Genomic DNA, 24,062 nt, shown 5'->3' on the forward strand with positions numbered 1-24,062 from the left:
TGGTTCTGTACAAGTGCGTCGAGCTCGTCGCGGGCCGGCATGGAGGAGGAGGCGCCCGGGCGCTGCACGGCGAGCGCCGACGCCGCCGCGGCCCATGCCATCGCCTCCGGCATCGGAACTGCTCAAGCAGGTACCCGAGGTAGTGATCACCCTCGGCGAGGCCGGCAGCCTCTACGCGGCCCGCGGCGCCGACCCGGTGCAGGTCCCCGCCGTCCGCGTCGAGGCCGTCGACACCACCGCAGCCGGGGACACCTTCGTCGGCGCGCTCTGCGTCGCGTACGGCGAGGGCCGCCCGATGCCGGAGGCGATGGCATGGGCCGCGGCGGCGTCGGCGCTCGCCGTGCAGCGCCCGGGCGCCTCCTCCTCCATGCCGGCCCGCGACGAGATCGACGCACTCGTACAGAACCACTCCGAGGAGTCCGCATGACCGACGACGCCACCACGCCCGCACCCCTCGAAGGCCTGCGCGTCCTGGACCTCGCGACCCTCTTCGCGGGACCGCTCGCCGCCACCATGCTCGGCGACTTCGGCGCCGAGGTGATCAAGGTCGAGCACCCGGTCAAGCCCGACCCGTCCCGCGGGCACGGCCCGGCCAAGGACGGCGTCGGCCTGTGGTGGAAGCTGCTCGGCCGCAACAAGAAGGCGATCACCCTCAACCTCTCCACCCCGGAAGGCCGCGAGGTCCTCCTCAAGCTGGCCGCCGAATCGGACGTGATCATCGAGAACTTCCGCCCCGGCACCCTGGAGAAGTGGGGCCTCGGCTGGGACGAGCTGAGTGCCGCCAATCCCCGCCTGGTCCTGGCCCGCGTCACCGGCTTCGGCCAGTTCGGCCCGTACTCCCGCCGCCCCGGCTTCGGCACCCTCGCCGAGGCGATGTCCGGCTTCGCCGCGATCACCGGCGAGGCCGACGGACCGCCGACCCTGCCGCCGTTCGGCCTCGCCGACTCGATCGCGGCGCTCTCCACCTCGTACGCCGTGATGGCCGCCCTCGCGGGCCGCGACAAGACCGGCAAGGGCCAGGTCGTCGACATGGCGATCATCGAGCCGATGCTGACCATCCTCGGCCCGCAGCCCATCTGGTACGACCAGCTCGGCTACGTCCAGCCGCGCACCGGCAACCGCTCGACGAACAACGCCCCGCGCAACACGTACCGCACGGCCGACGAGAAGTGGGTCGCCGTCTCCACCTCCGCGCAGTCGATCGCCGAGCGCGTCATGCGCCTGGTCGGCCGCCCGGAGTTCATCGACGAGCCGTGGTTCGCCACCGGCGCGGGCCGCGCCCAGCACGCCGACGAGCTGGACGAGGCGGTCGGCTCCTGGATCGCCCGGCACGACCGCGACGAGGTGATCACCGCCTTCGAGAAGGCCGAGGCCGCCATCGCCCCGATCTACGACATCAGCGACGTGATGGCCGACGAGCAGTACCGGGCCCTGGACTCCATCACCGAGGTCGAGGACGAGGAGCTCGGGACCGTGAAGATGCAGAACGTCCTCTTCCGCCTCTCCGAGACCCCCGGCGCCATCAAGTGGGCGGGCCGCCCGCACGGCGCCGACACCGACGAGATCCTCGGCGGCCTCGGCTACGACGCGGCCGCGATCGCGGAGCTGCGCGAGAAGGGGGCTTCCTGATGGATACGGTCCTGACCTGGCTCTACGTCCCCGGCGACCGCCCGGACGTGGTCGCCAAGGCGCTCCACTCCGGCGCCGACGTGGTCCTCGTCGACCTCGAGGACGCGGTCGCGCCCGACCGCAAGACCTACGCCCTGGAGGCCACGACCGAGCTGCTCAGCGAGCCGGAACCGGGCCCGGCCCCGGTCCACGTCCGTATCAACGCCCTCGACGGCCCCCTCGCCCACACCGAGCTCCGCGCCCTGGCCGGACTCCCGGGCCTCGCCGGGCTGCGCCTCCCGAAGGTCACCGACCCGGCCCAGGTCCACGAGGTCGCCGCCTGGGCCCCGGAGACCCCGCTGTACGCCCTGCTGGAGTCGGCACTCGGCGTGGAGCAGGCATACGCGATCGCCTCGTCCCACCCCGCGATCCAGGGCCTGGCCCTGGGCGAGGCGGACCTGCGCGCCGACCTCGGCGTCACGGACGACGCCGGCCTCGCGTACCCGCGCTCGCGCGCGATCGTCGCCGCCCGCGCGGCGGGCCTGGCCCCGCCGCCGCAGTCGGTCTACCCGGACGTCCGCGACACCGAGGGCCTGGCCCGCTCCTGCGCGGCGGGCCGCACCCTCGGCTTCCTCGGCCGCACGGCGATCCACCCCCGCCAGCTCCCGGTGATCGAGGCGGCGTATCTGCCTACGGCAGCGGAGATCGAGCGGGCGGAGGAGATCGTCAAGGCGGCGGCGACGGACGCCGGGGCGCTGGCGCTGCCGGACGGCCGCTTCGTGGACGCGGCGGTCGTGGCGGGCGCCCAGCGCACGCTGGCCCTGGCCCACCGCCGCCGCTAGGACGACCTCAGCAGTCGGGGATCTCCTTCCCCGCGTTGTCCTTGGCCTCGTCGTTCCCCCACCGGGACAGGTAGTACGCCGACACGTACTGATCGGCGGGCCCAGAGTCCGGATCGGTCTTCAGCCACCACGTGTTGTAGTTGCCGGCGTCGTCGCGGATCTCGCGGCCCTTGGCCTTGCAGAAGACATAGTTGGTGCCCTTGTTCAGGGTGCCGGTCTGCGCGGTGGAGGTCGGCGAGGCGAAGACGGGCGCGTCGGCGAACGTGTCGACCCAGTACTTGCCGTCCTGCCCGGAGCAGCCGTTGTCGCTGGTGAGGTGCTTCTGCCCGTACGAACCCGGGTACGGGGCCTGCGACTGGCCGTTGATGTGGATGGTCTGTCCGGCGCCGTTGTAGAGCTGCTCGTAGTGGATGTGGGCGCCGGAGGAGTTGCCGGTCGAGCCGGTGGTCCCGATCGGCTGCCCCTGCGAGACGGCCGAGCCGTCGGCGACGGAGAACGACGCGAGGTGGAAGTAGAACGTCTTCCAGCCGCCGCCGTGGTCGATCACGATGTAGTTCCCGGCGCCGCTCGGCTGCGAGTGCCGGGTGGCGGTCCCGGCGGCGGAGGCGAGTACGGGGGTGCCTGCGGTGGTGCCGCCGTCGGAGCGGATGTAGTCGAGGGCGAGCCGCACCTCGGCGGAGTGGTGGCTGTAGGTCCACTGCTGGCCGCAGGGGAACGGCGCCTTGAACTCGGGCGCCGCGCTCGCCGTCGGGGCGGCGACGAAGCCGACGGCGATCGCCGTCAGTACGGCGAGGAGTATCGCGAGCGGTCTCTTATACATCCCCGCAGAATGCCGAGGATTGGCATGCCCGCGACAGCCTCAGATCGTCCCGAGACGACTCAGAACTTCTGGGACGAGTCCGCTTGCTCCGCCTTCGTCCCCTTCTCCGCCTCGGCGGAGTCAGGGGTGTCGGAGCCGGACTCGCTCCCGGAGCTCTCGGAGCTCTCGGAGCCGACCGCCTCGGCGCTCTCCTCCTGAGCCCCCGGCTCGACGATCGTCTCCCGCCCCGGCCGCAGCTTCGCCGAGATCACGAAGTAGGCCACCGCGGCGACGAAGAGGATAATCGACGTCCAGACGTTCAGCCGCAGCCCCAGCACGTGGTGCGCCTCGTCGATGCGCATGTACTCGATCCAGCCGCGCCCGGCGGTGTACCCCGCCACGTACAGCGCGAAGACCCGCCCGTGCCCGAGCCGGAAGCGGCGGTCGGCCCAGATGAGCAGCAGGCAGACGCCGACGTTCCACAGGAACTCGTACAGGAAGGTCGGGTGGAAGGTCCCCGTCACCCCCGGTTCGAGGACGTTGTGATCACCGTCGATCTCCACCGCCCACGGCACGTCGGTGGCCTTGCCGTACAGCTCCTGGTTGAACCAGTTGCCCCAGCGGCCGATCGCCTGCGCCAGCACGAGGCCGGGGGCGAGGGCGTCCGCCCACGCCGGCAGCGGGATGCCGCGGCGGCGGCAGGCGATCCAGGCGCCGAGGGCGCCGAGGGCAACGGCGCCCCAGATACCGAGGCCGCCCTCCCAGATCTTGAAGGCGTCGACCCAGTTGCCGTCCTTGCCGAAGTACGGCTCGTACGTGGTGATCACGTGGTAGAGCCGACCGCCGACGAGGCCGAAGGGGACCGCCCAGATGGCGATGTCCGCGACCGTCGTGCGCTTGCCGCCGCGGGCCTCCCAGCGGCGGCCGCCGAGCCAGATCGCGACGAAGATCCCGATCAGAATGGCGAAGGCGTATCCGCGCAGCGGGATGGGACCAAGGTGGATGACACCTTGCGACGGGCTGGGGATGTAAGCGATGTCCATGGCAGCACCGACCGTACCCTGCCGGGCGGGTGGTCGGGCAACCCACCCGGCAACGGGTACATAACTCCGGTCTAGGACTTGGCGTCCTTGGCCTTCTTATCGACCAGTTCGGTCAGCTTCTTCGGGGTCAGGTCGCTGTTCTGCCCCCAGACGTTCTTGCCGTCGAGCAGCACGGTCGGGGTCGAGCTGTGGCCCGACTTGCCGAAGGCCTCCTGGGACTTCTGCACCCAGCCGTCGTAGCGGCCGTCGTCGACGCACTCGTCGAATGTGTCGCCGCTCAGCCCCTTCACCTGCTTCGCCAGCTCCTTGAGCCGCGATCTGTCACCGAAGTCGTCACTCGTCTCCTGCGGCTGGTTCGCGTACAGCACGTCGTGATACTCGCGGAACTTCCCGGCGTCCTGGGCGCAGGCGGCGGCATTGGCGCCGTTCAGCGAGCCCTTGCCGCCGAGGTTGCCGTCGATGAGCGTCACGAGGTGGTAGTCGGCGCTGAGCTTGCCGTCGTCGACCAGTTGCCCGATCGTCTTGCTGAAGCCCTGCTCGAACTGCCCGCACGCCGGACACCGGAAATCCTCGTACACGGTGAGCTTCGAGGGCGCGTCCGCCTTGCCGGCCCGGATGGCCAGGCGGTCCTCGCCCGTGGCGCCCTTCGGGTACACGACCGCCTTCTTGGCATCGTCGTCGCCGGAATTGGCCTTGTTGACGGCAAAGGCGATGCCGCCCGCCACCACGATCACGCCGAGCACGCTCGCCAGCGCGATCATCGTGCGTCTGGTCTTCTGCCGCGCCTTCTCCCGCTCCCGCTCGGCCGCGAGCCGCTCACGGGCTGCGCGCTTGCCTTCCCTGTTGCGTTCACTCACGCCCGGCGTAACGAGAGGGGCCGTCGCCGGTTGCGGGCCGTCGCCTCAGAACACCCGCCCGTACTGGAGCCAGGCGGCAAGGGCGGAGACGGCGATCATGCCGCCGATGACGGCGACGCTGATCAGGACGGTGCGCAGCCGCCCCTCGGAGAGGTTCGGGCGGGGGCGCCGCACCCGGCGCCGCTTGCGCCGCGGGGCGGCGGCCCTGGCGGCCTCTTCCTGCCGAAAGCGCTCCTCGACCATACGGGCCCGAGCCGACGGCTCCTTCGGCGCACTCTCGTCGATCCGCCCCCAGGAGTCCTTCTCGAACTTCTCCCATATGTCGTCCGGCAGCCCCTCTCCCTCGCCGGACCTGCGCTGATCCTCCATGCCGCACCCCTCTCCGGTACCTCCACAGTACGCCGGAGGGCCTGGCCGTATCCTCTCCGGCGGATGGAGGGGATGACGGTGACTGATCCGCTGGAGGGGCCCGGGATCCGCAGGCTTCTGGAGGACACCACCAAGGATGGCGACGCAGCGGTCGTGGCAGGAATGGCGGTGACGCTCGGGCAGCGGCACGCGAAGGCGGCGCAGCGCGCGGACGAGCTCTCCCGCAGCGTGAAGCATGCGGCGCGAGTGCTCGCGCTGACGCCCGGCGAGGAGAACGTGCGGGCGCTGCTGTCGCTGCTGACGGACCTGCGGGGCGACTACTTCCTCCCCAGGCTTGACCAGCGGCACCTGGCCTCGCTGCTGGCGGAGGCACAGTCGGAGGACGACCTGTTCCCCGTCTTCGCCGACGACCCGTCCGGCGGGGGCGTCCTGTCCGCGTGCCTGTTCCACGAGATGGTGCTGCGCGGCGCCGACGGGCCGGAGCTGAAGCGGCGCACGGGGTGGCGGCTGAGCGGCTCGTGGCACCCCGGTCTGGCCTGGCTGCCGGACGAGCGGGCGGACATGGAGCGCTCCTCGCACTTCCCCAGCCGCCGGTACAACGGCGAGGCCAACGGCGGAACCAGCATCATCACGGAGACCACCGCGCGCCTCGACCCGCCCACGCCCCGTACCACCGGCCGCCCCGACGTCGTAGAAGTGACCACGCCCGAGCTGCACGAGGACATCAGCGGCCCGCCCCGGGAAGGCGGCTGGTCCTACGAGGCCCGCAGCTACCGGACCGCCGCCCCCGTCGCACCGGCGGACCTGCCCGCTGTGCTGGCCGGCCTGCCGCTGCTGTGTCTCACCGGCCTGGGCCCGAGCGACCGCTTCGCGGTGGCGCCGTGCGGCCTGGAGGACGTCTGGGAGCTGCTCTTCACCACCGCTTCCCTGGGCGTCTTCGGCGGCAGCGGCGTACACGGCGCGTACGGCAGGCTGTCGGCCTGGCGCTCCATCGCGGGCCTCGCCGGCGCGCCCACGTCGACGATGCCGGGCGGCATCGCGGGCCTGGAGGCCTGGCCCGAGGCCGCGACCCCGGAGGCCGTGCTGGAAGCCGCGGCCGCCTGCACCTGGCTGCGCTTCGAGGCGGACTCGGAGTGGTTCTACAACGACATGTACGCCGACTACGGCATCGCCACCCTCTCCCCGGACGGCCGGCGGATCGCGGTCGTGGCGGCGACGACCACCGACTGAGGACGCGATACGGCGGGCGGGAGTCCGGCTCCCGCCCGCCGTATCGGAGGTGCGCTAGTCGCGGCGGACGCCCGCCGCCAGCTCGCCCGCGAGCTCGCGGACCGCGGTCAGGCCCGCCTCGCGGGAGTCGGCGTCGAGCATGCGCTTGACGAAGGCCGAGCCGACGATGACGCCGTCGGCGAAGGCGGCGACCTCCGCGGCCTGGGTGGCGTTGGAGACGCCGAGGCCCACGCAGACGGGCAGGTCGGTCGTCGCCCTGGTCCGCTGCACCAGGTCGGCGGCCTGGGCGCCGACCGATGCGCGGGTGCCGGTGACGCCCATCAGGGAGGCGGCGTAGACGAAGCCGGAGCCGGCCGTGGTGATCTTCGCGAGGCGGGCGTCCTGGCTGGACGGAGCCACCACGAAGACGGTCGCGAGGCCGTGCTTCTCGGCCGCCGCGCGCCAGACCTGCGACTCCTCGACCGGGAGGTCGGGGAGGATGCAGCCGGCGCCGCCGACGGCCGCGAGATCCTCGGCGAAGCGCTCGACGCCGTAGCGGTCGACCGGGTTCCAGTAGGTCATGCACAGGATCGGCTTGCCGGTGCGGCGGTGCACCTCGCCGACCGTGCGGATGACGTCCTTGATCTTCAGGCCGCCGCGCAGCGCGATGTCGTCGGCGGTCTGGATCACCGGGCCGTCGAGGACCGGGTCGCTGTGCGGCAGGCCGACCTCGACGACGTCGCAGCCGCCCTCGAGGATCGCGGCCATCGCGTCGATGCCGCCCTCGATGTCGGGGAAGCCGGCGGGGAGATAGCCAACGAGCGCGGCGCGGTTCTCGGACTTGGCCTGCGCCAGGGCGGCGTCCAGCAGAGCGATGTTCCCGGTCACTTGTCCGCCCCCTCGTCGTAGAGCCCGAAGTAGCGGGCCGCCGTGTCCATGTCCTTGTCGCCGCGCCCGGAGAGGTTGACCAGGATCAGGGCGTCCGGCCCCAGCTCCTTGCCCAGCTCGATCGCCCCGCCCAGCGCATGCGCGCTCTCGATCGCCGGGATGATGCCCTCGGTGCGCGACAGCAGGCGGAGCGCCTGCATGGCCGCGTCGTCGGTGACCGCGCGGTATTCGGCTCGGCCCGAGTCCTTCAGGTACGAGTGCTCCGGGCCGACGCCCGGGTAGTCCAGGCCGGCCGAGATCGAGTACGGCTCGGTGATCTGGCCGTCCTCGTCCTGCAGCACGTACGACCGGGAGCCGTGCAGGATCCCCGGGTCGCCGACGGACAGCGGCGCCGCGTGCTCGCCGGTGGCGATGCCGTGCCCGGCCGGCTCGCAGCCGACCAGGCGGACGTCGGCGTCGTCCAGGAAGGCGTGGAAGAGGCCGATGGCGTTGGAGCCGCCGCCCACGCACGCCACGGCGGCGTCCGGAAGCTGCCCGGTGCGCTCGAGCAGCTGGCGGCGGGCCTCGACGCCGATGACCCGGTGGAAGTCGCGGACCAGCGCCGGGAAGGGGTGCGGCCCGGCGACCGTACCGAAGAGGTAGTGCGTGGAGTCGACGTTGGCGACCCAGTCGCGGAAGGCCTCGTTGATCGCGTCCTTCAGCGTGCGGCTGCCGGACTTCACCGCGATGACCTCGGCGCCGAGCATCCGCATGCGAGCGACGTTGAGCGCCTGGCGCTCGGTGTCGACCTCGCCCATGTAGATGGTGCAGTCGAGGCCGAACAGGGCGCAGGCGGTGGCGGTGGCCACGCCGTGCTGGCCCGCGCCGGTCTCGGCGATGACGCGGGTCTTGCCCATGCGCTTGGTGAGCAGCGCCTGGCCGAGGACGTTGTTGATCTTGTGCGAGCCGGTGTGGTTGAGGTCCTCGCGCTTGAGGAAGACCCGCGCACCGCCGGCGTGCTCGGCGAACCGGGGCACCTCGGTGAGGGCGGAGGGACGCCCGGTGTAGTTGACCATGAGGTCGTTGAGCTCGGCGGCGAAGGCCGGGTCGGCCTTGGCCTTGTCGTACTCGACGGCGACCTCGTCGACGGCGGCGACGAGGGCTTCGGGAATGAACTTGCCGCCGAAGGCGCCGAAATAGCCCTCCGGGGAGGGGACCTGACCGTCCGGGTCAGGGATGAAGAAATCGCTGGATGACATCGACATGTCTCCTTGGATGGGATGGCTTGATGTGGATACGGCTCGATTCAGCCGCGACGCCATCGCCGTCCGTTGATCTGCCCGGGCTCCGCGCCGATGTGATAGCGCACGCGGCGGCCGTGAATACGACGCGCGGGCGCACGGCAGCCGCGTGGCTTGCAGCCGCGAGCGGGGCCCTTCCCCCGCATCTCAGCCTCGTCCATGCCGCAGCGCCGGGTGCGCCCCCGCCGCCACCAGGTCGGCCACCGCGGCCCGCGGGTCCTTACCCGTCACCAGCGACTCACCCACGAGCACCGCATCCGCACCCTCATTCGCGTACGCGATCAGGTCGTGCGGCCCGCGGACCCCGGACTCGGCGATCTTCACGATGCTCGACGGGATCTCCGGGGCGACCACCGCGAAGTTGCCGCGGTCGACCTCCAGCGTCTTCAGATTCCGCGCGTTGACGCCGATGATCTTCGCCCCGGCGGCCACCGCCCGCTCGGTCTCCTCCTCGTCGTGCACCTCGACCAGCGGCGTCAGCCCGATCGACTCGGCCCGCTCGATGAGCGAGACCAGCGCCTCCTGCTCGAGCGCGGCGACGATCAGCAGCACCAGGTCGGCGCCGTACGCCCGCGCCTCCCACAGCTGGTACGCGGTGACGATGAAGTCCTTGCGCAGCACCGGGATGTCGACCTTCGCCCGCACCGCTTCGAGGTCGGCGAGCGAGCCGCCGAAGCGGCGCTGCTCGGTCAGTACGGAGATGACGGACGCGCCGCCCGCCTCGTAGTCCGCGGCCAGCGCCGCCGGGTCGGCGATCGCGGCGAGGGCGCCCTTGGACGGGCTGGAGCGCTTCACCTCGCAGATGACCTTGACGCTGTCGCCGCGCAGCGCCGCGACGCCGTCCTTGGCCTGGGGCGCGCGGGCGGCCATCTCCTTGAGCTCGTCGAGGCTGACGCGTGCCTGCCGCTCGGCGAGGTCCTCGCGGACGCCGTCAATGATCTCGTCGAGCACACTCACGCGAGCGTTCTCCTTCGGTAGGCGATACGCGGTCAGCCGAGTCCTTTATCCGGACTCTGCATCGGGCATCTGTGATGGTATCCGGCACGAGGCGGATGCCCCGCATCCGGTTGGCCGGTGGTCTTGCCTGCTGGACACGAGGCCCAGTTCATGCGGTTCAGGGGGCGAGCGCGGCTCCGAAGGGGAGGTTGCGCACCACCATGAAGACGGCCAGCACGGCGATCACCGACCAGCCGCCGACCCGGCCGGACGGCAGCGTCAGCGGCCGCCCCCGAGCGGCCCGTACGAACCAGGTGACCAGCACATACGCCGCGACCGCGAAGGCCGCGACGGCCAGCACATTCGAGCTGACGGCGGTCGCCAGGTCGCCGTGGGCGAAGGCGTGCGCGCTGCGCAGGCCGCCGCAGCCGGGGCAGTAGATGCCGGTGAGGGCCAGCACCGGACAGGCCGGGTAGTGGCCGGGCCGGTTCGGGTCCACGGCACCCACGTACGCGAAGGCCGCCAGCGTGCCGGTGAGCGCGGCGGCCGGGACGGCAAGGCGCCGGGCCGTCGCGGGGACCGCCGAAGAGATGCTCACTCCCCGATCCTCCCTCGCTCGACCCGGCCGCGCATGTATTGGCCCGTCCCTGAGCCCCTGCCCGGGCTACTCCGAGGCGACGCGCAGCGGCTTGTCGGCCTCGCGGCCCATGCCCGCGGCGCGCATCGCGACGCCGACGACGCCGCCGAGCAGGACGACGCCGAGGCCCAGCCAGAAGCCGATCGGCGAGTCCAGCACCATGTAGGCGCCGGAGATGCAAAAGCCGATGAACGAGATGGTCACACCGGTCCAGGCCGCCGGAGTGTGGCCGTGGCTGCTGCCCGCCATGCGCGTGCTCCTCGCAAAGAAAGTGGTTCGGTGGGCCCCTGGTCGGAGCCCGCTGACATGCCGTGGGGCCACGTGAATCGAAAGCGGCCCCGCCTCCATTGTCCCCGACCCGCGGTCAGGCTCTGCCGGTGGGGTCCTCGCCGCGGTCCAGTGCCTTCCACAGTTCCTCGGGGCGGTCGGGGTCCGGCGCGGCCTTCGCCCGGCGGGGGGCGGGGACGCCGGAGCGCTCGTAACGCCCGGACATGGCGGGCCAGTCGGCTCCGTAACGCAGCGCGAGGGCCCCGGCGAGGAGCAGCAGCGCGCCGCCGGCGACGGCCACCCACGGCCACCCGGTGTGTGTGACATTCGCCACGTCGGCGCTGCTCAGCCCGGTCGCCTCGGCCGCCTGCGCGGCCAGGGCGCCGCTGTCCCGCGCCCCGACGACGGCGGCGGCGACCGTGCCCGCCCCGGCGAGCGCCAGCAGCGCGGCCACCAGCCGGCGGCCGGGCCCGCGGACGGCGAAGACGGCGACGAGCGCGGCGAGCCCGACGACCGCGAGCGCGGACGGCGCGGCGGTGACATCCCGCCCGCTCGCGCTCACGGGCAGCACGCTGTCCGCGACGGCGGTACGGGCGGCGCCCTCGGCCCAGGTCCGGCCGGAGGACAGCAGCACCACGGCGGCGCCGAGCGCGCCTCCGAAGAGCGCGATGGCGAGGGGTTTACGGGACGTACTGCGCTGGGTCACCCAGCCAGTGTCCCTCACAGCCGATTGGCCGTGTGCACCGCCCGTAGCACCGCCGCCGCCTTGTTACGGCACTCCTGGTCCTCGGCCGCGGGGTCGCTGTCGGCCACGACGCCTGCGCCCGCCTGCACGTACGCGGTGCCGCCGCGCAGCAGCGCCGTCCGGATGGCAATGGCGGTGTCCGCGTCGCCGGCGAAGTCGAGGTAGCCGACGCAGCCGCCGTACAGCCCGCGCCGGGTCGGCTCGAGCTCCTCGATGATCTGCATCGCCCGCGGCTTCGGCGCCCCCGACAGCGTGCCCGCCGGGAAGCACGCCGTCAGCACGTCGAAAGCGGTCCGGCCCGGCGCCAGCCGTCCCGTCACGGTCGAGACGATGTGCATCACGTGGCTGTACCGCTCGATCGACATGAAGTCGACGACCTCGACGCTCCCCGGCTCGCACGCCCGCCCGAGGTCATTGCGCCCCAGGTCGACCAGCATCAGATGCTCGGCCCGCTCCTTCGGATCCGCGAACAGCTCGTCCGCCAGCGCCGCGTCCTCCTGCGGCGTCGCCCCGCGCGGCCGGGTACCGGCGATGGGGTGCAGCAGCGCCCGCCCGTCCTCGACCTTCACCAGCGCCTCGGGGCTGGACCCGACGACATCGAAGCCCTCGAACCGGAACAGATACATGTACGGCGACGGGTTGGTCGCCCGCAGCACCCGGTAGACGTCGAGCGCACTGGCCTCGCACGGCGTCTCGAAGCGCTGCGACGGCACCACCTGGAAGGCCTCGCCCGCCCGGATCCGCTCCTTGATGTCCTCGACCGCCTCCTGATACGCGGCCCCGCCCCAGAGCTCCTCGTACCCGGGCAGCTCCGACGGCGGCAGCACGGCCGCGCCGCCGGCCGGCGCGGGGCGGGACAGGTCGGCGGTCATCACGTCGAGGCGGGCGACGGCGTCCGCGTACGCCTCGTCGACGCCGGTGTCGAGGTCGTTGTGGTTGATCGCGTTGGCGATCAGCAGCACCGTCCCGTCCCGGTGGTCGAGTACGGCGAGGTCGGAGGCGAGCAGCATGGTCAGCTCGGGCAGCTGCAGGTCGTCCGCGGTGCTGTCGCCGACGCGTTCCAGGCGGCGCACGATGTCGTAGCCGAGGTAGCCGACCATGCCGCCGGTGAAGGGTGGCAGCCCGGCGTCCTGCTCGTGCAGATCGCGGGGGGTGTGCAGGGCCTCGACGGTGGCGCGCAGGGCAGCCAGCGGATCGCCGTCGACCGGGACGCCGACCGGCGGGGCGCCGAGCCAGCGCGCCTGGCCGTCGTCGCCGACGGTGAGGGTGGCGGCGCTGCGGACGCCGACGAATGAATAGCGCGACCAGGTACGGCCGTTCTCCGCCGACTCCAGGAGGAAGGTGCCGGGACGCTCGCCGGTGAGCTTGCGGTACAGCCCGACCGGGGTGTCGCCGTCGGCGAGCAGCCGCCGTACGACCGGGATCACCCGGCGGTCCTTGGCCAGCGTGCGGAACGTCTCGGGGTCCGGAGTGGTGGGAACAGGCGCGGTCATGCGGGCGAGGTTACCGGGAGCTCCCGGTCCTCGAAGCAGGTGCGGGTGCCTGTGTGGCAGGCAGGCCCGGTCTGATCGACCTTGATCAGGACGGTGTCCCCGTCACAGTCCAGCGCCACCGACTTGACCGCCTGCACGTGCCCCGACGTATCGCCCTTCACCCAGTACTCACCGCGACTGCGGCTCCAGTACGTGGCCCGCCCGGTGCTCAGCGTGCGATGCAGCGCCTCATCATCCATCCACGCAAGCATGAGCACCTCACCGGTGTCGTACTGCTGGGCAATAGCGGGAAGCAGGCCGTCAGCGCCCCGCTTGAGGCGGGCGGCGATCGCGGGGTCCAGAGACATGGTCATATTGTGGCAGCACTTACCACGAACTCCCGAATTCCGGAACCCCGCGGGCGTGGATAGGGCATGCTGCTGACCATGAAGAAGTTAGGGCTGACGGCTCTGCTGGCCACGCTCCTGGTGGCGGCGGTGACGGTCGTCGCCATCACCACCGGTGGACCGGACGGCAAGGACGCCCGCCGGGATGCGCGGAGCGCGACGGACGCCAAGACCTCGCCGTCGCCGCGGCCGTCCCCGTCGACGGACAACTCGCCGTCCACCGCGGCCGGTCCGGCCATACCGTACGTCGTCCTGAAGCCCGGCGAGTGCTTCGACCATCCGCGCCTCGACCGCTCGGTACGGAAGGTCACCGCCCGCTCCTGCGGCGTCCCGCACGACGGCCAGGTCATCTCCAACCGCACCCTGACGGGCGACTTCGGCAGCGACGCCGCACTGCGCCGCAAGGCGATGGAGCTGTGCGAGGCGGACGCGAAGAAGCAGCTGAAGTCTCTTTCGGGGGACGGCCGGTTCTACTACTTCTACGCGCTCTACCCGACCCGGCTGACGTACGACTATCAGAACCAGGACGAGATCTCCTGCGCCCTCACCCTCAGCGACAAGCGCGGCGGCCCCAAGCTCAGTGCGCCGCTGAACGTCCCGCCCCTGCCGTAACGTGGAGCCATGACGACGCATGCGAAGCGTGAACGGCTCCTGCTCGCCGACCTCCTGGAGAGCGTCGGCCCCGACGCACCCACGCTCTGCGAGGGTTGGACGACCCGGGATCTCGCCGCCCACCTGGTGGTGCGCGAGCGCCGCGCGGACGCGGCCGGCGGGCTGCTGATCAAGCAGCTGGCGCCGCGGCTCGAGCGGGTGATGGCCGAGTTCGCCGCGAAGCCGTACGAGGAGCTGGTGCAGCTCTTCCGGGCCGGCCCGCAGCGGCTGTCGCCGTTCTCCCTCAAGCAGGTCGACGAGGCATCGAACACGGTGGAGTTCTACGTCCACGCCGAGGACATCCGCCGCGCCCAGCCGGACCCGGCGCCGCGCGAGATCGACGCGGTCTTCGCGGACGCGCTGTGGAAGCGCCTGGAGCGCGGCGCCCGCCTGATGGGCCGCAAGTCCCCGGTCGGCCTGGTGCTGCGCCGCCCGGACGGCCAGACCGCGGTGGCGCACCGCGGCGCCCCGGTGGTGACGGTCACCGGCGAGCCGGGCGAGCTGACGCTGTTCGCGTACGGGCGGCAGGAGGCGGCCCGGGTCGAGGCGGAGGGCGACAAGGACGCGGTGGCGAAGGTGTACGAGGCGAAGCTCGGGGTCTGAGCGGGCCCGGTACGGCGCCTAGGCCGCCAAGTCCGCCCCGTTCCGCGGCAGTTCCGCCTTGCGTACCGCCGCGGCCGAGAGGCCGACCACCGCGCCGAGGCAGCTGATGCCGGCCCCGGTCAGGAAGACCGGGGTCAGGCCCCACTGGCTCACGGCGGCGCCGATGAGCGGATAGCACATCGGCCCTATGCCCAGGCTCGTCAGACCCATCAGTGAGGTCACGCGGCCGATGTAGTGCGGGTCGGCGGCGGTCTGGATCAGCGCCTGCGCCAGTCCGCCGCAGATGCCCGCCACGGCGCCGCCGAGCGCCATGAAGGCGGCGGCCCACGCCAGCGAGGGGGCGAACACCACCGCGCCTAGAGTGACCGAGGCGACGAGCAGTGTGCCGTTCTGCACCGCACCGGCGCGCGGCAGCCGCCCCTTCACCGCGAGCAGCGCCGCGCTCGCCGCGGACCCGACCCCGAGGCTGGCGATGAGCGCGCCCTGCCCGCCGGCGCCCCAGCCGCGGTCGGAGGTGAGCAGCACCATCCCGATGTTGAAGAGCCCGTTGAGCCCGAACTCACTCAGCGCACCGGAGAGCAGCAGCGGCCCGACGACGGGGTGCCGGCGGGCGTAACGCAGCCCCTCGACGAGGTCGCGCCAGGCGGTGCCGGATGCTTCGGCGGTCTCCTCCTCCCCCTTGGGTGACAGCGGCGCCAGGCGCACCGCCACGAGGAGCGGCAGCGAGAGCGCGAACAGCACCCCGGCCACCGCGAACGTCCCGGCGGACCCGGTCGTCGCCATCACGACGCCGCCGAGCCCGGGCCCCGCCATGTTGTTGCCGAGCCGCAGCGCAAGACCGCGCATCCCCACCACCCGCGCCAGCTCGGACGCCGGCGCCACCCGCGGCGGCAGCGCGCCGACGGCGGGCACGAACAGCGCGTCCACGGCGCCGAAGACGAGCGCCACCACCACCAGCAGCCACAGCCCGGGCGCCAGCATCGCGATGGCCGCGGCGAGCCCGAACATGATCAGACACCGGGCGGCGTCGCTGCCGATGACCAGCCGCCGCGGCCCGATCCGGTCGGCGAGCACGCCGCCGAAGAGCATCAGCACGGCCCGCGGCACCGACCCGGCGGCCATCACCAGGCCGACCTCCGCGGGACCCGCGACCTTCTCCGCGGTCCACGCCAGCGCCACGAAGTAGACCCCGTCGCCGATGAGCGACAGCGTGTACGCGACCAGCCAGCGCAGCACGTTGGCATCGCGATACGCCGGTTTCGCCATGGGCATGTCATTAGCAATCACGCAGCACTCCCCCACTGAACGCCCGCGGCGCTTACGGCCGGAACGGGAACCCGTACATGTGCAGGGCGACGGCCTGCCGCCCCTCCGTATCGCCCGCCTCATCGGCGGCCTTGCCCCGCTCCACAAAGCGCTGCGCCAGCGCCGAGACCTCGTCGGCCAGCTCCTGCAGCTCGGCCGCGGTCAGCCGCGGCAGATACTCCGAGGTGAACGCCGCCCGGGTCCACTCCTTGCCCCAACCCGCCTGCTGGTCGAGGAAGTTGAGGTACTGCGCGGACCGGGTGGCGAGCAGCTCGCGCGTCACCCCCGCCATGGCGGCGACGCCCTCGGGGGTGTCGTCGAAGTCCCGGCCGAGGAAGGTGAACCCCTGCTCGGAGGAGACCCGCCACCACCGCTCGCGCCCGTCCTTCGCCCGCTTCGGCGCCTCCTCGATGAAGCCGTGCTCATGCAGCTTGCGCAGGTGATAACTGACCAGCGACACAGCCTGGTCGACCTCATCCGCCAGCTGCGAGGCGGTGGCCTCACCGCGCAGGTGCAGCAGCCGGTAGAGATCGATCCGCAGCGGGTGCGTGAAGGCCTTCAGCTTGGCCAGCTCGGTGATGCGCTTCGGCTCCATGACAGGCACCGTAGATGCGCAAGGAAAGTTGCGCAATACTTCTTGCGCATCTCGGCGGCGAAAAGGCCCGGACCATCGGGCCCGGGCCTTTCAGGAGCCGTTCAGGCTCAGACGTTCGCCGTCACACCGTGGTCCGCGAGCCACGAGATCGGGTCCACCGCGGAGCCGTACTCGGCGGTCTTGCGGACCTCGAAGTGCAGGTGCGGGCCGGTGACGTTGCCGGTCGCGCCGGAGAGGGCGATACGGTCGCCGGTGCCGACGTTCTCCCCCACCTTGACGTCGATCTGCGAAAGGTGGGCGTACTGCTGGTAGTCACCGTCGGCGTGCTTGATGACGACCTCGTAGCCGAACGAGTCGTCCCAGCCGGCCGTGACCACCTCGCCGCCGATGGCGGCCTTGACACCGGTGCCCGTCGGCACGGACCAGTCCTGGCCGCTGTGCTCGCCGGAGGACCAGCTGCCGCCGGACTCCTCGAAGCTCGCGGTCGGGTTGTCGTCCGGCACCGGGAGGACGGCGTCGGCCTCCTCGGTGGAGGTGTCGGTGCCGTACGAGGCGTTGGAGGCGTCCGTGCTGGTGCTGGTGTCGCCCGAGGTGTCCAGGGACAGCTTGTCGCCGACCTGGATGGCGTTCGGGTCGTCGCCGATGACGGACTTGTTCTTCTCGTAAAGGGCTTCCCAGCCGCCCTCGACGTCTTCGTCCTGGGCGATCTGGGAGAGGGTGTCGCCGGCCTCGATCGTGTAGGTGGACTCCGCGGCCAGGGCGCCGGTGGCGGAGTAGCCGACGATCGGGAGGGCGAGGGTGGCGCCGCCGGCGGCGGCGCGGGCGGCGTAACGGCGGGCGGTGCTCTGCTGGCGCTTGGCGCGGTGGCGGCCTATCGCAGACGACATCGAGTGAGCTCTCCTTCTCCCTACGCCTGCGAGGTGAGCTGTCGGGTTCGGGCTGGAGATAGCCCGGCCGCGCTGCACTGGTGACGGGCGGCTTCACCCCAAGCCGTCCGGGGACGGAACGGCGAAGGTGGGTCCCCCGCTCCTGCCCTGGCGGTTGTTGTGCTCCCGAGGGTGCCGCAGGCGCCGTGGGCAGGATTCGGCGGTTCGACGCTGCGGTGTTCGGTTCTCGAACAGGCGCAACGCTAGAGGTCTCCCGCCCCTGATTACAAGCTCATCACATCAGCACCACACATGAATTCCGCTTAGCGCGCGGCGAGTTGCCGGGCAATAACACGGCCCCCTCGGACAAGATCCGATTTACCCGTTTCCAACGCAGAAGCATTGACATGACCAACTACCCGCTGCCAGACTCCGCCGCCGAGTTCTCCTTGGCGGCCAGGAGGGGGAGCAGCCCCGAGCCGGCAGCCATCACCACCCCCCGCTGCAAGGCCCATAGGGCTTAACCGCACGCGCTAAGGAGCGTTCTCATGCCGTCTCGCAGACACGTATTGGCCGGTTTTGCCGGCGCCGCCCTCGCGGCCGGCGCCGTCGGCCTGCCCACCGCCGCGGCCGACTCCTACCTCACCCGCGCCAAGGCGCTGGCCCGGCGGATGACGCTCGAGCAGAAGATCGGCCAGCTGTTCGTGGTCGAGGTCGGCGGCACCGCCGCCGGGGCCGTCGACGCCACCGCCCAAGCCTTCAACCAACGCCTCTACGGGGTCAATACACCGGCCGAGGTCATCGCCAAGTACCAGCCCGGCGGCGTCATCCTCTTCGCCACCCGCGGCGTCAACATGACCGGCGTACGCCAGATCGCCGGCCTCACCAACGGCCTGCAGCAGGCGGCGCTCGGTACCCCCGCCGCCGCCCCGCTGATCATCTCCACCGACCAGGAGGGCGGCGCCCGGGTCTCCCGGATGCCCGCCCCCGCCACCCAGCTCCCCGGCAACATGGCGCTGGGCTCCGGCCGCTCGGTGGCCAACGTCTACCGCTCGGCCGAGATCACCGCCCGCGAGCTGGCAGCCGTAGGCATCAATCAGAATTACGGCCCCTGCGCGGACGTGAACCTCAATCCCGACAACACGGCCATCGGCGTACGGTCCTTCAGCGACGAGGCGAAGCTGGCCGCCCCCATGGCCGCGGCCGCCGTCCTCGGCCACAGCCGCGGCGGGACGGCCTCGGCGGCCAAGCACTTCCCCGGCCACGGCGACACCGCCGTGGACAGCCACTTCGGCCTGCCGGAGATCAAGCACACCCGCGCCGAGCTCGACGCCATCGACCTGCCGCCGTTCCGCGCGGCGATCGCCGCCGGCCTCGAAACGATAATGACCGCCCACATCGTGGTGAAGTCGCTGGACGACAGCGGCGCCCCGGCGACCATGTCCCACAAGATCCTCACCGGCCTGCTCCGCGACGAACTGGGCTTCAAGGGCCTGATCGTCACCGACGCACTCGACATGCAGGGCGCGGCCGGCGAGTTCCCGCCGGACGTGGCGCCGGTACGGGCCTTCCAGGCGGGCGCCGACATGCTGGTGCTGGCCACGAAGATGGACATCGCGGTGGCATCGGTGACGGCCGCGGTGGGCGCGGGCGACATCAGCACCGACCGCCTGGACGCCTCGGTCGTACGGATCCTCGCGCACAAGCTCCGCCAGGGCCTGTACGACGACCCGTACGTGAGCCCCAACCGGGCCGAGCGGGTGGTCGGCAACAGCACCCACGTCTCGGCCGCGGCGGCGATCACCCGTCCGACGGTGACGCTGGTGAAGAACACCGGCGGCCTGCTCCCGCTCGCGAAGCAGCAGCGCAAGGTGCTGGTCACCGGGTGGGGTGTCGCCACCACGACGACGATCGCCCAGAGCCTGACGGCGCGGGGCCAGACGGTCACGACGCTGGAGACCGGCTCCGTACCGGCGCAGGCGAAGATCGACGAGGCGGTGGCCGCGGCGGCGCAGGCGGACCTGGTGGTCCTGAGCAGCCACGCCCTCGCCAACGCCGCCGACAAGGGCCAGGCCCAGGCGGTATTGGCCCAGGCCCTGCTCGGCACCGGCAAGCCGGTGGTGGTGCTCGGCGTCGGCGTCCCGTACGACATCCGTCGCTTCCCGTCGGCACCCGCGTATGTGACGACGTGCAATTACGGTGCGACGTCGGTGCAGACCGCGGTGGCCGTGCTCTTCGGCGAGGTGTCGCCGACCGGCAAGCTGCCGGTGACGGTGCGGTCGCTGGACGGCTCGGAGGTGCTGTATCCGTATGGGCACGGGCTGAGTTACTGAGAGGTCGGGCGGCTGCCCCCTGTGCAGCCGCCCGCCCCGCTCACACCGCGTATCGCGCCGGTGCGAAGAGGTGCAGGTTCTCCGCCACCCACGCCGATGTGCGCCGCAGGCCCTCGTCCAGGTCCACCTCCGGCTTCCAGTCCGCCCACTCCCGCGCCCGGGAGTTGTCGGAGAGCAGGCGGTGGACCTCGCTGCCCGACGGGCGCAGGCGGGTCTCGTCGACGACGATCTCCGCGTCCGCCCCGCTCGCCGCGATGAGCCGCTGTGCCAGGTCGCCGATCGCGATCTCTGCTCCGCTGCCGAGGTTCACCACCTCGCCCACCGCGCGGTCGCACCGCGCCACCGCGAGGAAGCCGCGCGCGGTGTCGGTGGCGTAGGTGAAGTCGCGGGTCGGGGTCAGCGACCCCAGCCGCACCTCCGGCGCACCGGCGTGCAGTTGGGCGAGGATCGTCGGGATGACGGCGCGTGCCGACTGCCGCGGCCCGTATGTGTTGAACGGCCGCACCACCGCGACCGGCAGCTCGAAGGCGTGGAAGTGCGACAGCGCCATCATGTCGGCGCCGATCTTCGAGGCCGAGTACGGGGACTGCGGCTGCAGCGGGTGGTCCTCGCCGATCGGCGCGGTCAGCGCGGTCCCGTAGACCTCGCTCGTGGAGGTGTGCACGAGCCGCCGGACGCCGTGCCGGCGGCAGGCCTCGGCGATGTTCTCGGTGCCGGTGACGTTGACGGCGACGTACGCGCCCGGGGAGTCGTAGCTGTACGGGATGCCGATCAGGGCGGCCAGGTGGAAGACCGTGTCGCAGCCCTCGACGGCGTCCATCACCCGCCCGGGGTCGCGGATGTCGCCGGCCATCAGCTCGACCCGCGGGTCGCCGGCGAGATGCGCGAGATTGCCCTTCTCGCCGTACGGCTTGTAGTGCACGAAGGCGCGCACCCGGGCGCCTTCGGCGAGCAGCAGGTCGACGAGCGTCGAGCCGATGAAGCCCTCCGCGCCGGTGACGAGGACGGTGCGGCCGGTGAAGAAGGTCATGAGTACTCCTTGGTGTTGTGGGTGGGTCGGTCGTGGTCCGCGAGTCCGGCGAAGCGCCCGCCCGCCAGCCGCAGTACCTTCCGGGCCAGCCGGTCAGCAGCCCGCGAGTGCCGGCCGTTGGCGCCGGCGGCAGCGGCCGCGTAGGACATGGCGCGCAGCTTCAGCGGCTCGGCGAGCAGCGGGCCGAGCACCGCGGCGAGCGCCTCGGCGGTCGTCGCCCCGTCCGGCAGCAGCACGCCGCCGCCCGCTTCGGTGAGCACCCGCGCGTTGTGCGTCTGGTGATCGCCGGGTGCGTGCGGATACGGCACCAGCACCGCCGGCATCCCGACGGTCGCCAGCTCGGCGACGGTGGCCGAGCCGGCCCGGCAGACGACGACGTCGGCGGCCGCGTACGCGAGATCCATCCGGTCCAGATACGGCACCGCGGCCGCGACCCGCCCGCCGCCGGAGAGCAGCCGCCGCCGCGCGTCGTCGAGCCCTGCGGGCCCGGTCTTGATCAGCAGTCGTACGTCCCCGCGGTTCTGCCACCGCTCGGCGAGGCCCAGCGCGGCCTCGGTGAGGCGGGCGGCGCCCAGGCTGCCGCCGTTGAAGAGCACCAGCCGCACGTCGGCCGGCACCCCCAGCTGCTCGCGGGCGTGGTCCCGTACCGCCTCCCGGTCGAGGGCCGCGAGCGGACCGGACAGCGGCATGCCGGTCACCTCGGGACGGACGGAGGCGGGCAGATGCCAGGCGCTCTCCTCGAAGGCGAGCGCCACGTGCGGCGTGAGCCGCGCGGCGAAGGCGTTGGCGCGGCCCGGGACGGCATTCGACTCGTGCGCGACGCTGGGCAGCCCGGCCATCCGCGCGCCGAGGATCACCGGCGCGCTCGGATAACCGCCCATGCCGACCGCCACCTGCGCGCCCTGTGCGCGCAGAATGCCGCGGCAGGCGGCCCCCGACCTGAGCAGCGCGGCCGGCAGGGTGAAGCGCTTGGCGCCGAGCGACCGGTCGAAGGGGATCATGTCGACGGTGTGCAGCGGATAGCCCGCCTCGGGTATCAGCCGGGTCTCAAGGCCCCGCTCGGTTCCGACGAACGAGATCCGGGCGCCCGGCTCGTACCGGCGCAGCGCCTCGGCAAGCGCGAGCCCCGGGTAGATGTGGCCGCCGGTGCCCCCGGCACCGATGACGACCGACAGCGGCACGTCTTGAAGAAAACCAGCCATGGGTGCGTTCATGACCCGCACTCTTCGCGGCCGCCCTAAGAGGGTTCTAAGAGTGGGTTTGGCAGGCTTGCTCCCATGACGCCGAATGATCCACATCGCATCCTCGTCGTGGACGACGAGCCCGAGGTGCGCGCCGCCGTCGAGGACGGCCTCGCGATCGAGGGCTTCGCCGTACGCGCCGCGGGCGACGGCCACGCGGCGCTGGCCGAGATCGCGGCCTGGGAGCCGGACGCCCTCGTGCTGGACGTGATGATGCCGGTGATGGACGGCCTGGCCCTCTGCCGCCAGCTCCGGTCGCTCGGCGACCGCACCCCCATCCTCGTCCTGACCGCCCTGGACGCGGTCAGCGACCGGGTCGACGGCCTGGACGCGGGCGCCGACGACTATCTGGTCAAGCCCTTCGCCCTGGACGAGCTCACCGCCCGCCTGCGCGCGCTGCTCCGGCGGGCGGCCCCGGACGCGGTTACGGAACCGGCCCGGCTCCGGTTCGCCGACCTGGTGGTGGACCCGGACGGCCGCAAGGCGGTGCGCGCGGGCCGCCGCCTGGAGTTCACGCGCACGGAGTGGGCGCTGCTGGAGCTGTTCCTGCAGCACCCCGGCCAGATCCTGGAGCGCGAAACGATCATGCGCTGGGTCTGGGGCCGCGACCTCGGCCCCGACTCCAACTCGCTGGCGGTCTACATCGGCTATCTCCGCCGCAAGCTGGAATCCGGCGGCGCGGGGCGGCTGGTGCACACGGTCCACGGCGTCGGATACCGCTTCGACGAGGCGCCATGAGCCGCCACCGCGGCCGCCCACCCCTGCGCCGCCGACTCGCACTGACCGCCTCCGCCGCGGTGGCCGCGGTGGCGCTGGCCGTCTGCGCGGGCGCGTACCTGGTCATCCACTACACGCTGGACCGGCAGTTCAACCTCCGCCTCACCCAGTCCGCCACGCTCGCCCTGCAGCAGCACCGCGGCGACGGGCTCGGGGTGCAGTCGGACCAGTGCCAGTTCCTGGCGGCGCCGGCCTGCGCGCAGCTCGTACCGGCCGACCCGGCGAAGGATCCGGGCGAGACATACCTGTTGCCCGTGCGTCCCGCAGACCGCGAGGTAGCGGCAGGGAAGCGCGCCCCGTACTACCGCTCGGCCACGGTCGACGGTCACCCGGTCCGGGTTCTCAGCACCCCGGCCGGCGACAACCGCGCCCTCCAGGTAGCCCTCCGCTCCGACGCCCTCACCAAAGCGAACCGCCAGGCCACGGGGCTGCTGGCGCTGGTCGGCGGCGCGGGCGTGCCGCTGGCGGCCCTCCTCGGTTACTGGGTCTCCCGAACGGGCCTGGCCCCCGTCACCCGCCTGACCGCGACGGCCGAGCGCATCACGGCGACCCGCGACGCCGGCCACCGCATCGAGCTGCCCGCTGCCCGCCCCGGCGGCCGGGACGACGAGATCACGCGGCTGTCGGTCACGATCAACACGATGCTGGACGCCCTGGAGGAGTCGCTGGCCGCTCAGCGCCGGCTGGTCGCGGACGCCTCGCACGAGCTCCGCACCCCGCTGACCGCCCTGCGCACGAATGCGGATCTGCTGGCGCGGGCCGACCGCCTCACCCCGGAGCAGCGTTCGCGGGCGGCGGGCGCGTTGTCGCGCCAGCTGCGCGAGGTGACGACGATGGTCAACGACCTCATCGACCTCGCCCGCGACGAGGAGCCGCACCAGTCGGTGGAACACGTCCGCCTGGCAGCGCTGCTGGACCACTCGGTAGCGGCGGCGCGGGAGCACTGGCCGGGCGTCGCCTTTGTGGTGGCTGTCGAGCCCGGGGCGGAGGAGGCCTTGGTGCCCGGGGTTCCGGCGAGGCTGAGCCGGATGCTGTCCAACCTCCTCGACAATGCGGCGAAGTTCTCACCGGCGGGCGGGCCGCCGGTGGAGGCGTCGCTGGGCCGGCTGCCGGACGGGCGGCTGGAGATCGTCGTACGGGACCACGGGCCGGGGATCGATCCGGCGGATCTGCCGCATGTCTTCGACCGGTTCTACCGGGCGCACAGTGCGCGGGCGCTGCCGGGGTCGGGGCTGGGGCTGGCGATGGCGCGGCAGATCGCGCGGTCGCATGGGGCGGAGCTGACGGCGCATGCGGCGGAGG

Annotated in this window: 26 protein-coding genes, 1 pseudogene and 1 riboswitch; of the genes and pseudogenes, 9 read left to right on the plus strand and 18 right to left on the minus strand. The window is 72.3% G+C overall.

Annotation, left to right across the window (positions count from 1 at the left end; translation table 11 throughout):
• Positions 1-109 precede the first annotated feature (109 nt).
• The 3 genes and pseudogenes from G5C51_RS23830 to G5C51_RS23840 all read left to right on the plus strand — a co-directional run.
• Positions 110-427: pseudogene (locus G5C51_RS23830) on the plus strand (PfkB family carbohydrate kinase); the annotation flags it as partial.
• The gene (locus G5C51_RS23835) at positions 424-1,629 is read left to right on the plus strand and encodes a CaiB/BaiF CoA transferase family protein (RefSeq protein WP_165240228.1); all 1,206 of its coding nucleotides are present in this window, start codon (positions 424-426) and stop codon (positions 1,627-1,629) included. The pseudogene G5C51_RS23830 and the gene G5C51_RS23835, both read left to right, overlap by 4 nt.
• Complete coding sequence (locus G5C51_RS23840) at positions 1,629-2,450, plus strand: HpcH/HpaI aldolase/citrate lyase family protein (RefSeq protein ID WP_206314249.1); 822 nt, start codon at positions 1,629-1,631, stop codon at positions 2,448-2,450. Before G5C51_RS23835 ends, G5C51_RS23840 begins: the two co-directional genes overlap by 1 nt.
• Positions 2,451-2,457: 7 nt before the next feature.
• Here the strand turns inward: G5C51_RS23840 and G5C51_RS23845 are convergent, their stop codons facing one another.
• The 4 genes from G5C51_RS23845 to G5C51_RS23860 form a co-directional block, all read right to left on the minus strand.
• Complete coding sequence (locus G5C51_RS23845; protein WP_165240229.1) at positions 2,458-3,270, minus strand: M23 family metallopeptidase; 813 nt, start codon at positions 3,268-3,270, stop codon at positions 2,458-2,460.
• 59 nt (positions 3,271-3,329) lie between these two features.
• On the minus strand, positions 3,330-4,292 hold the full coding sequence (gene lgt, locus G5C51_RS23850) for a prolipoprotein diacylglyceryl transferase (RefSeq protein WP_165240230.1): 963 nt from the start codon (positions 4,290-4,292) through the stop codon (positions 3,330-3,332).
• Between the two features lie 71 nt (positions 4,293-4,363).
• Entirely contained in the window at positions 4,364-5,149 is a 786-nt protein-coding gene (locus tag G5C51_RS23855) for a DsbA family protein (RefSeq protein WP_338118282.1), read from the minus strand.
• A 45-nt stretch (positions 5,150-5,194) separates the two neighbouring features.
• Complete coding sequence (locus G5C51_RS23860; RefSeq protein WP_165240231.1) at positions 5,195-5,518, minus strand: hypothetical protein; 324 nt, start codon at positions 5,516-5,518, stop codon at positions 5,195-5,197.
• Positions 5,519-5,596: 78 nt separating this feature from the next.
• Here G5C51_RS23860 and G5C51_RS23865 point away from each other — a divergent pair, with 78 nt between their 5' ends.
• On the plus strand, positions 5,597-6,748 hold the full coding sequence (locus G5C51_RS23865; RefSeq protein WP_165240232.1) for a DUF6183 family protein: 1,152 nt from the start codon (positions 5,597-5,599) through the stop codon (positions 6,746-6,748).
• A 54-nt stretch (positions 6,749-6,802) separates the two neighbouring features.
• Here G5C51_RS23865 and trpA read toward each other — a convergent pair whose 3' ends face one another.
• The 9 genes from trpA to hisI form a co-directional block, all read right to left on the minus strand.
• Positions 6,803-7,615: a tryptophan synthase subunit alpha gene (trpA, locus tag G5C51_RS23870; protein ID WP_165240233.1), complete on the minus strand. Its 813-nt coding sequence runs from the start codon at positions 7,613-7,615 to the stop codon at positions 6,803-6,805.
• Positions 7,612-8,859, minus strand: a complete 1,248-nt coding sequence (gene trpB, locus G5C51_RS23875; RefSeq protein ID WP_206314250.1) for a tryptophan synthase subunit beta — start codon at positions 8,857-8,859, stop codon at positions 7,612-7,614. Before trpB ends, trpA begins: the two co-directional genes overlap by 4 nt.
• Before the next feature lie 41 nt (positions 8,860-8,900).
• Positions 8,901-9,056: a tryptophan biosynthesis modulator TrpM gene (trpM, locus tag G5C51_RS44330; protein ID WP_420824845.1), complete on the minus strand. Its 156-nt coding sequence runs from the start codon at positions 9,054-9,056 to the stop codon at positions 8,901-8,903.
• Complete coding sequence (gene trpC, locus G5C51_RS23880) at positions 9,043-9,852, minus strand: indole-3-glycerol phosphate synthase TrpC (RefSeq protein WP_165240235.1); 810 nt, start codon at positions 9,850-9,852, stop codon at positions 9,043-9,045. Before trpC ends, trpM begins: the two co-directional genes overlap by 14 nt.
• Before the next feature lie 157 nt (positions 9,853-10,009).
• The gene (locus tag G5C51_RS23885) at positions 10,010-10,423 is read right to left on the minus strand and encodes a DUF2752 domain-containing protein (RefSeq protein WP_420824847.1); all 414 of its coding nucleotides are present in this window, start codon (positions 10,421-10,423) and stop codon (positions 10,010-10,012) included.
• Positions 10,424-10,495: 72 nt separating this feature from the next.
• On the minus strand, positions 10,496-10,717 hold the full coding sequence (locus G5C51_RS23890) for an HGxxPAAW family protein (protein ID WP_165240237.1): 222 nt from the start codon (positions 10,715-10,717) through the stop codon (positions 10,496-10,498).
• Positions 10,718-10,832: 115 nt separating this feature from the next.
• Positions 10,833-11,441 carry a TIGR02234 family membrane protein gene (locus G5C51_RS23895; RefSeq protein ID WP_165240238.1) on the minus strand — a complete coding sequence of 203 codons (609 nt, stop codon included), beginning with the start codon at positions 11,439-11,441 and terminating at the stop codon, positions 10,833-10,835.
• Positions 11,442-11,455: 14 nt separating this feature from the next.
• Entirely contained in the window at positions 11,456-12,973 is a 1,518-nt protein-coding gene (locus G5C51_RS23900) for an anthranilate synthase component I (RefSeq protein ID WP_165240239.1), read from the minus strand.
• Positions 12,970-13,326: a phosphoribosyl-AMP cyclohydrolase gene (gene hisI / locus G5C51_RS23905; RefSeq protein ID WP_165240240.1), complete on the minus strand. Its 357-nt coding sequence runs from the start codon at positions 13,324-13,326 to the stop codon at positions 12,970-12,972. Before hisI ends, G5C51_RS23900 begins: the two co-directional genes overlap by 4 nt.
• 60 nt (positions 13,327-13,386) lie before the next feature.
• Between hisI and G5C51_RS23910 the strand changes: the two genes are divergently transcribed.
• Positions 13,387-13,971 (plus strand): hypothetical protein, encoded by a 585-nt coding sequence (locus G5C51_RS23910; RefSeq protein ID WP_165240241.1) that lies wholly within the window; start codon positions 13,387-13,389, stop codon positions 13,969-13,971.
• Positions 13,972-13,980: 9 nt separating this feature from the next.
• Positions 13,981-14,613 carry a TIGR03085 family metal-binding protein gene (locus G5C51_RS23915; RefSeq protein ID WP_165240242.1) on the plus strand — a complete coding sequence of 211 codons (633 nt, stop codon included), beginning with the start codon at positions 13,981-13,983 and terminating at the stop codon, positions 14,611-14,613.
• Between the two features lie 18 nt (positions 14,614-14,631).
• Here the strand turns inward: G5C51_RS23915 and G5C51_RS23920 are convergent, their stop codons facing one another.
• From G5C51_RS23920 to G5C51_RS23930, 3 genes are all read right to left on the minus strand, one after another.
• Positions 14,632-15,900, minus strand: a complete 1,269-nt coding sequence (locus G5C51_RS23920) for an MFS transporter (protein WP_420824846.1) — start codon at positions 15,898-15,900, stop codon at positions 14,632-14,634.
• A 31-nt stretch (positions 15,901-15,931) separates the two neighbouring features.
• Entirely contained in the window at positions 15,932-16,513 is a 582-nt protein-coding gene (locus tag G5C51_RS23925; protein ID WP_165240243.1) for an ArsR/SmtB family transcription factor, read from the minus strand.
• Between the two features lie 107 nt (positions 16,514-16,620).
• Positions 16,621-17,400 carry a M23 family metallopeptidase gene (locus G5C51_RS23930; protein ID WP_165240244.1) on the minus strand — a complete coding sequence of 260 codons (780 nt, stop codon included), beginning with the start codon at positions 17,398-17,400 and terminating at the stop codon, positions 16,621-16,623.
• Between the two features lie 8 nt (positions 17,401-17,408).
• A riboswitch (cyclic di-AMP (ydaO/yuaA leader) is annotated at positions 17,409-17,563 on the minus strand.
• A gap of 364 nt (positions 17,564-17,927) precedes the next feature.
• On the opposite strand from G5C51_RS23930, the gene G5C51_RS23935 reads away from it, so the two are divergent.
• Entirely contained in the window at positions 17,928-19,712 is a 1,785-nt protein-coding gene (locus tag G5C51_RS23935) for a glycoside hydrolase family 3 protein (RefSeq protein WP_165240245.1), read from the plus strand.
• A gap of 40 nt (positions 19,713-19,752) precedes the next feature.
• On the opposite strand, the gene G5C51_RS23940 is transcribed toward G5C51_RS23935, so the two are convergent.
• Both G5C51_RS23940 and G5C51_RS23945 read right to left on the minus strand, forming a co-directional pair.
• Positions 19,753-20,742: a GDP-mannose 4,6-dehydratase gene (locus G5C51_RS23940; RefSeq protein ID WP_165240246.1), complete on the minus strand. Its 990-nt coding sequence runs from the start codon at positions 20,740-20,742 to the stop codon at positions 19,753-19,755.
• Positions 20,739-21,956 carry a UDP-N-acetylglucosamine--N-acetylmuramyl-(pentapeptide) pyrophosphoryl-undecaprenol N-acetylglucosamine transferase gene (locus tag G5C51_RS23945; protein ID WP_165240247.1) on the minus strand — a complete coding sequence of 406 codons (1,218 nt, stop codon included), beginning with the start codon at positions 21,954-21,956 and terminating at the stop codon, positions 20,739-20,741. The genes G5C51_RS23940 and G5C51_RS23945 overlap by 4 nt, the downstream gene beginning before the upstream one ends.
• 63 nt (positions 21,957-22,019) lie before the next feature.
• Between G5C51_RS23945 and G5C51_RS23950 the strand changes: the two genes are divergently transcribed.
• Both G5C51_RS23950 and G5C51_RS23955 read left to right on the plus strand, forming a co-directional pair.
• Positions 22,020-22,721 carry a response regulator transcription factor gene (locus tag G5C51_RS23950; RefSeq protein WP_165240248.1) on the plus strand — a complete coding sequence of 234 codons (702 nt, stop codon included), beginning with the start codon at positions 22,020-22,022 and terminating at the stop codon, positions 22,719-22,721.
• On the plus strand, positions 22,718-24,062 hold a 1,345-nt coding region (locus tag G5C51_RS23955; RefSeq protein ID WP_165240249.1), incomplete at its 3' end, for a HAMP domain-containing sensor histidine kinase. The genes G5C51_RS23950 and G5C51_RS23955, both read left to right, overlap by 4 nt.

The organism is Streptomyces coryli (genome assembly GCF_011044975.1).
Taxonomy (GTDB): Bacteria; Actinomycetota; Actinomycetes; order Streptomycetales; family Streptomycetaceae; genus Streptomyces; species Streptomyces coryli.

What these genes read in the sequence shown, in the direction of transcription:
- G5C51_RS23835 (WP_165240228.1), top strand. Translation starts at nt 424, where the DNA reads ATGACCGACGACGCCACCACGCCCGCACCCCTCGAAGGCCTGCGCGTC.
- G5C51_RS23840 (WP_206314249.1), top strand. Translation starts at nt 1,629, where the DNA reads ATGGATACGGTCCTGACCTGGCTCTACGTCCCCGGCGACCGCCCGGAC.
- G5C51_RS23845 (WP_165240229.1), bottom strand. Translation starts at nt 3,270, where the DNA reads ATGTATAAGAGACCGCTCGCGATACTCCTCGCCGTACTGACGGCGATC.
- lgt (WP_165240230.1), bottom strand. Translation starts at nt 4,292, where the DNA reads ATGGACATCGCTTACATCCCCAGCCCGTCGCAAGGTGTCATCCACCTT.
- G5C51_RS23860 (WP_165240231.1), bottom strand. Translation starts at nt 5,518, where the DNA reads ATGGAGGATCAGCGCAGGTCCGGCGAGGGAGAGGGGCTGCCGGACGAC.
- trpB (WP_206314250.1), bottom strand. Translation starts at nt 8,859, where the DNA reads ATGTCGATGTCATCCAGCGATTTCTTCATCCCTGACCCGGACGGTCAG.
- trpM (WP_420824845.1), bottom strand. Translation starts at nt 9,056, where the DNA reads ATGGACGAGGCTGAGATGCGGGGGAAGGGCCCCGCTCGCGGCTGCAAG.
- G5C51_RS23890 (WP_165240237.1), bottom strand. Translation starts at nt 10,717, where the DNA reads ATGGCGGGCAGCAGCCACGGCCACACTCCGGCGGCCTGGACCGGTGTG.
- G5C51_RS23900 (WP_165240239.1), bottom strand. Translation starts at nt 12,973, where the DNA reads ATGACCGCGCCTGTTCCCACCACTCCGGACCCCGAGACGTTCCGCACG.
- hisI (WP_165240240.1), bottom strand. Translation starts at nt 13,326, where the DNA reads ATGACCATGTCTCTGGACCCCGCGATCGCCGCCCGCCTCAAGCGGGGC.
- G5C51_RS23910 (WP_165240241.1), top strand. Translation starts at nt 13,387, where the DNA reads ATGCTGCTGACCATGAAGAAGTTAGGGCTGACGGCTCTGCTGGCCACG.
- G5C51_RS23915 (WP_165240242.1), top strand. Translation starts at nt 13,981, where the DNA reads ATGACGACGCATGCGAAGCGTGAACGGCTCCTGCTCGCCGACCTCCTG.
- G5C51_RS23925 (WP_165240243.1), bottom strand. Translation starts at nt 16,513, where the DNA reads ATGGAGCCGAAGCGCATCACCGAGCTGGCCAAGCTGAAGGCCTTCACG.
- G5C51_RS23930 (WP_165240244.1), bottom strand. Translation starts at nt 17,400, where the DNA reads ATGTCGTCTGCGATAGGCCGCCACCGCGCCAAGCGCCAGCAGAGCACC.
- G5C51_RS23935 (WP_165240245.1), top strand. Translation starts at nt 17,928, where the DNA reads ATGCCGTCTCGCAGACACGTATTGGCCGGTTTTGCCGGCGCCGCCCTC.
- G5C51_RS23940 (WP_165240246.1), bottom strand. Translation starts at nt 20,742, where the DNA reads ATGACCTTCTTCACCGGCCGCACCGTCCTCGTCACCGGCGCGGAGGGC.
- G5C51_RS23945 (WP_165240247.1), bottom strand. Translation starts at nt 21,956, where the DNA reads ATGAACGCACCCATGGCTGGTTTTCTTCAAGACGTGCCGCTGTCGGTC.
- G5C51_RS23950 (WP_165240248.1), top strand. Translation starts at nt 22,020, where the DNA reads ATGACGCCGAATGATCCACATCGCATCCTCGTCGTGGACGACGAGCCC.